Source organism: Bradyrhizobium jicamae (genome assembly GCF_001440395.1).
Taxonomy (GTDB): Bacteria; Pseudomonadota; Alphaproteobacteria; order Rhizobiales; family Xanthobacteraceae; genus Bradyrhizobium; species Bradyrhizobium jicamae.
The window spans coordinates 1-1,658 of record NZ_LLXZ01000153.1 but is presented as its reverse complement, the minus strand read 5'-3'; the positions used below and the strand labels follow the sequence as shown (position 1 = coordinate 1,658).

1 protein-coding gene is annotated in these 1,658 nt (G+C 57.7%); it reads right to left on the bottom strand.

The genetic code is table 11. From position 1 onward, the window contains the following. Window positions 1–70: 70 nt before the first annotated feature. Window positions 71–832 (bottom strand): glucose 1-dehydrogenase, encoded by a 762-nt coding sequence (locus CQ12_RS25105; RefSeq protein ID WP_057837989.1) that lies wholly within the window; start codon window positions 830–832, stop codon window positions 71–73. Window positions 833–1,658: the final 826 nt, after the last annotated feature.

The window sequence follows — 1,658 nt, the reverse complement described above, 5'->3', positions numbered from 1 at the left end:
CAAAGGCTTCGTAGTTTCCGCTGCTATAATACATGGCATGTTCTCCGATTGGCCGGCACGTCGGTTGATGTCACGAAAACATGTTCTCCAGCGCCGCGCATTTATGCGGGACCCCGATAGTCAAGCCGCCATCGAGCACAATCTCGGTACCGGTCATGTAACTGGACGCGTCGCTAAGCAGGAACGCGACCGCCTGAGACACTTCCAGCGGATTGGCTGCCCGGCCCAATGGAATAGGAAACAGTGCAGGATCCAAGTTCTCACTCATCGCCGTGGTGACGAGCCCAGGATGAATCGAGTTAACGCGCACGCCGGAGGCCGCGCATTCCAGCGCGGCAGACTTGGTGACACCACGCACGCCGAACTTGGACGCGACATAAGCATGAAGGCCAGGGCTGCCTCGCAGCCCCTCGATCGATGACACGTTGACGATAGAACCTCCGCCCGCGCGCCGGATTGCTGGTAGAGCGGCCTGGATGCCGAGGAATACGCCGGTCAAATTAACTGCCAGAGTCCTGTTCCATTGATAGAGCGAGAGCTGCTCGATAGGAGCCATGCTGGCGATGCCGGCATTGTTGACTAGCCCATGTAAGGCGCCAAAGGTGCTCACTGCGGCCCCGATCGCCGTTGCCCAGGATTTCGGTTCGCTGACATCCTGGTGCACGTAGATCGCGGCGTTGCCCAGTTCGGACGCGAGAGTCTCTCCATCTGCATCAAGGACATCGGTGACTACGACTCGAGCGCCCTCCGAAACCAGCAAGCGGGCATGGGCCGCTCCCATCCCGCGCGCAGCACCAGTCACCAGAATGACTTTATCGTTCACACGTCCCATGACACAGTCCTCGCCGGGGCCATCGATCAATGAAGTAGATTGTTGGAAGAGGCGCGGCGCATCGTGCTGCCCTTAGACAGTCGCGAAACTCGGCGCTTTGCGCCGAAGAACAATCATCGTAAGCTCTCGGAACTGGCAGAGGAGGCGATCGCCGTCAGCTATACCGGTGAGACAACTATTGCCAGACGCAATTGGCTCTGCTCGACACAGCACGACGACACAAACGTACATGACGCTCTCCCCGCGAAATAGTTGAAGATGAGAGCTCGTTTCAATCCCCAATAGTAGGCCAGTGAGCCAAGACCAGTTCGGATGCAGCGCGATGCTCCCGCCAGAGCCAGTGCAGCCTCGAACAGCTTCGGAGTTCTGCCGCAGTATGGGATGCCTTCTCATGCTCCACTGCTCTCCTCTTACCTTGGTACGGCGCTGCCAACGATCGTGCGACAAACCAATACGAGCAATGCGCATGCCAGGAGCAGACAGGTTGTTTAAACGTCTCTGGCAACTAGGGCTGACGTGTTACAGCGGTCAAGTCGGCCTTCGCGTTAGATTTCCGACATTATGGGCTGAACCAGACATTGGTTGAGACAGGGGCAACAAGCAAAGCGCGGCTCGGGCGGGACTCAGTCGCCCGGATTGCAAGCTGCCTTCCGAACGGAAAGGGGTGATCCCAACTCCCATCCTCTCAAGCTACCATCATCGGCTGTTTATGGTCAAAGCGTTCTCTTCAGCAACGGCGGTTCACGCGTTCGAAAGAAGATCGACAACCTGCAGCCTGGAATCGTACTCCTCGTACGTGCCAAGCATGATCTGGCCAACGGCCAAA